Source organism: Comamonas sp. (assembly GCF_036666375.1).
In the GTDB taxonomy this organism is placed as follows: Bacteria; Pseudomonadota; Gammaproteobacteria; order Burkholderiales; family Burkholderiaceae_C; genus Comamonas.
Genome location: NZ_JAVWWA010000022.1, coordinates 1 through 3,754 on the forward strand (window position 1 = coordinate 1; position 3,754 = coordinate 3,754).

The following is a 3,754-nucleotide window of genomic DNA, read 5'->3' on the forward strand; positions in this document are numbered from 1 at the left end:
AACGGGATACGAAGCAAATACATGTCAGGTCCGGTAAATAAGAAATGAAAAGCCTGATTCCGATATGAGAATCAGTCGCATTATTATTTACTGAAACGTTACAAACCCGACATAACCCGCGCAGTCCCTCTCAATGGGTTGACAGGACGGTATTCATGTGCGCAATTGGTAAGTACCCTGACGATTGCGTGAACTGCGTCCCCGCCGGCTCAAAGCGCCGCCCACCATTGCGGCAACTGGGCCAGCACGAACAGCAGCAGGCCGATCGCGCCGCCCACCAGCGTGCCGTTGATGCGGATGAACTGCAGATCCTTGCCTATGTGCAGCTCGATCAGATGCGACAGCTCGGCAGCATCCCAGCGCTTGACGGTGTCGCTGATGTGCTCGGCCAGGAACTGCGCGACATCGGGAGCCAGCGTCGCCGCCCAGCGCTCCAGGCGCGCGTTCATCGACTGGCGCAGCGCCGGGTCGGCGGCCAGCGACTGTCCCAGCCAGCGGCCCATGGCCGCGGCCTTGCGCGCGATGTGCGAATGCTCGTCGGCCAGATCGGCCTGCAGGCGCTGGCGCAGCTGGGTCCACAGCGCCTGCAGATAGCCGGCCAGCTTCTCGTCGTGCAGCAGGTAGTGGCGCAGCTGCTCGGCGCGCTCGGCGAAGTCGGGGTCGGTCTGCAGCCGCTCTATGAGCCGCGCCACGGCCGCGTCCAGCGCCTCGCGCACGCGGTGTTCGGGGTTGTGGGCTATGTCGTCAAACAGGCTTTCCAGCGCCTGCGCAATCAGCTCGGCGCCCTTGTCGCCCAGCCAGTCGCTGGGCAGCATCTTTTCCTTGAGCGGATGCTCGCGCTTGAGCCACTCGACAATGCTTGCGGCAATGAATTCACGCGTGTTCGCGGTCTGCATGATGGCGGCAATGCGCGCCAGCACATCGTCGAGCAGCACCTGATGGCGCCCGCCCTGGGTCAGCGCCGTCAGCAGCGAGGCCGCGGCGCGCGACAGGTCGACCTGGGACAGCACGGCGCGCAGCGACTGCGTGAGAAAGCGCTGCACCTGCCGGTCCTGCACGAGTTCCAGCGCGGCCAGCGCCAGCCGCGCGACCTGGCGGCCCAGCATGGCGCTGTGCGCCGGCGCCGTGAGCCAGCTGGCCAGCCACTGCGCGGGATCATGCTTGCGTATCAGCGCCAGCAGCGAGGCCGGGTCGAGAAAGCGGTCGCGCACGAAATGCGCGAGGTTGTCGCCAATGCGGTCCTTGTTGCGCGGAATGATGGCCGTGTGCCGGCCCACCCAGGGCAGCGGAATGCGCCGGAACAGCGCCGTGACCGCAAACCAGTCGGCCAGCGCCCCGACCATTGCCGCTTCGGCCACGGCCTGCACGCAGCGCACCCAGAGACTGGGCGCCATGAAACTGGTCGCGGCAAACACCAGTGCGACCGCGATCAGCAGGCCCAGTGCCTGCCGTTTCGCGCGTTTCAATGCCAGGGTCTGTTCTTGCATGCTCGGCGGCTCCCGTGAGGATGGCATGCAACACTAACACGCGCCGGCGATCGCGCCGCCGCGGCCGGACTAGGCTTGGGCCGCGCCGGCGGCCGGCAACTGCACGCGTATCGCGTCGCACATCGCGGCGTGCAGCGGATCGGCGTCTTCGCCATGCCGCTGCAGAAATCCGCGCTGCTCATCGACCGACAGCAGGCGCACGGCCGCGTCCACGTCCGTCACCAGGTCATGCTGCGCCTGGCCCATGGTCGTGTCCATGTACTCCAGCGTATTGAGCATGGACTGGGTTTGCGCCTGCTCCACCTGCTCCTTGCTCGCATTGAACGAGAACGTTCCCAGCTTGCCGTGGAACACCGGCAGCACGTTGCTGCCCGAGAAGTGGATCTTCTCCGCGTCCAGGCGGTCGTTGGTCCAGCGGCTCATCAGCCCGCCCGAGGCGTTCTTGCGCTCGGCCGGACTGCCATGCAAAAGGGAGTAGGCCGCTCCGCCCTCGTCATAGGTCATGAGCAGCGTCCTGGCCATGGCATCGTCCATGTCCTTGCCGTGCAAACCGTCGAGGATGGCTTCCGAAGGCATGTTGCTGCCCACGCCGCCATCGACGAAATTCTGCGTCTGACCCGCGAAGTCCATCTTCACCGGCTTGAAGAAAACGGGAATGCTCATGGAGACGCGCCCGGCCAGCGCCACCGGCATGTCGGGGTGGCTGGTGGCGGAAAAATAGGTGGTCTCCTTCTTGTCCGTGTTGTAGCCCGTCAGCACCAGCTCCTTGAACCGGGCGGGCGCGAGCTGGTGCAGCAGCTGCAGATCGCGGAACGTGATCATCTGCGCGGTGCGCGGGGATTTCTCCAGGTCCTGATCGCGCAGGCTGACCAGGCGCGCGCGGTCCGCGGCGCCCAGGCTGTTCCAGGCCTCGCCGTCGTCCCAATGGTCGCGCAGATAGCTGCGCACCGCGCCGGCCGAGGCCCGGTCCAGCGTCTCCAGCGCCTTGCCCGCGCCAAAACCGATCAGCCCCAGTTTCACTTCGGGATAGCGGTTCTTGAAGCCGCCAGGCGAACTCAGCAGCGACAGCATGCCGGTGTCATTCGAAAGCCGCTGAAATGCCTGGGCCGACATGCCGCTCGCCAGGCATACCGCCGTCAGCGCCCCGGCGGAAGTGCCCACCACTTTCTTCAAATCCGACAGCTTGCCCAGGTTCTCCAGCGCGCGCAGCGCGGGCGGATTGCCAATGCCCTTGGCGCCGCCGCCGCGCAGCACAAGATGCTCTAGCGGCGGTGCCGCCCGCATCACGACAAGGCGTTCCACCTTGGGCAAATGGGGCCCGGCAGGGTTTTGCACCCAGACCGCGCGCACTTCGGGTGCTGTCATTTTCCCGCGCTCCAGGCCGCGCGCGACCTGCAGATGCCGGTCCACCAACAGTCGCGCCTTGCGCGACGCTTTCTGGAACGTATGCAGCTTCACATCCCGGTCGGACCGCCGCTCGCTTTCATCGACCACCGGGTTCATGCATTCGACCAGCACGTCATTGACCATGGCCGCGGCGCGCGCGGCAAACGCCTGCCGGCTCGCTGCGGGCAGCGTCGCCGATGCCGCCTCCATGGCGGTCTGGAGTTCGGCGCGCAGCCCTTGAACGTGCGCGTAGATCGCCTGGGACGTGAGCCGCGACGGCGTCAGCGCGGGCGCGGTGGACGACGCCGTCAGCCACCGGCCCGCGAACAAGGCGATGACGGCATTCCAGGCGGACTGCAGTGCATTGCGCGGCGGCGCCGGCGTGTGGCGCGAAAGATCGGGCATGCCGCCGCCCGCCGGGAGATGGCTTGGAATGCTCATGCCGCGGCCCATTCCCATTCGAGCTCATCGTCATGCATGGCGATGGCGCGCACGGCGGCGCGAATCCTGCGCGCCTGGGCCGCGGTGTAGTCGAGGCAGGAGAGAAATCCGGCGGAATCGGCGGCCTCATCGGCCGGCCAGCGCGCCATCACCACGATCAGATCGCCGTAATCGAGCGTGCAAAGGAACTGCCGCCCGCCAAGCGCTGCGCCATTGATCTGCAGCAGCGTGCTGATCAGGCTGCGGCGCAGCGGCCCATGGATGGCGACGGCGTCGTAGGCGCTGGCCTCGATGACCCAATGCCGGTTGTCGGGATGCAGCGTCACGCGCAGCGGCAGGCCGTCGTCGAGCAGCAGCTCCAGCGGCTGCACGCTGGTGCGCGCGCGCTGGGGATCGAGCAAATGCATCTGCGCGCTGAATGCCGACGCCAGGGCGGTGGA

3 protein-coding genes are annotated in these 3,754 nt (G+C 66.7%); all 3 read right to left on the reverse strand.

Going from position 1 to position 3,754, the window contains the following annotated elements:
• Nucleotides 1-209: 209 nt before the first annotated feature.
• Nucleotides 210-1,487: a DUF445 domain-containing protein gene (locus tag RR928_RS07805; RefSeq protein ID WP_332534730.1), complete on the reverse strand. Its 1,278-nt coding sequence runs from the start codon at nucleotides 1,485-1,487 to the stop codon at nucleotides 210-212.
• A gap of 69 nt (nucleotides 1,488-1,556) precedes the next feature.
• Complete coding sequence (locus RR928_RS07810; RefSeq protein WP_332534728.1) at nucleotides 1,557-3,314, reverse strand: patatin-like phospholipase family protein; 1,758 nt, start codon at nucleotides 3,312-3,314, stop codon at nucleotides 1,557-1,559.
• Nucleotides 3,311-3,754: hypothetical protein (locus RR928_RS07815; RefSeq protein ID WP_332682051.1), on the reverse strand; the 444-nt coding region annotated here is incomplete at its 5' end. The genes RR928_RS07815 and RR928_RS07810, both read right to left, overlap by 4 nt.

Coding starts and splice junctions, on each gene's coding strand:
- RR928_RS07805 (WP_332534730.1), bottom strand. CDS start 1,487: ATGCAAGAACAGACCCTGGCATTGAAACGCGCGAAACGGCAGGCACTG.
- RR928_RS07810 (WP_332534728.1), bottom strand. CDS start 3,314: ATGAGCATTCCAAGCCATCTCCCGGCGGGCGGCGGCATGCCCGATCTT.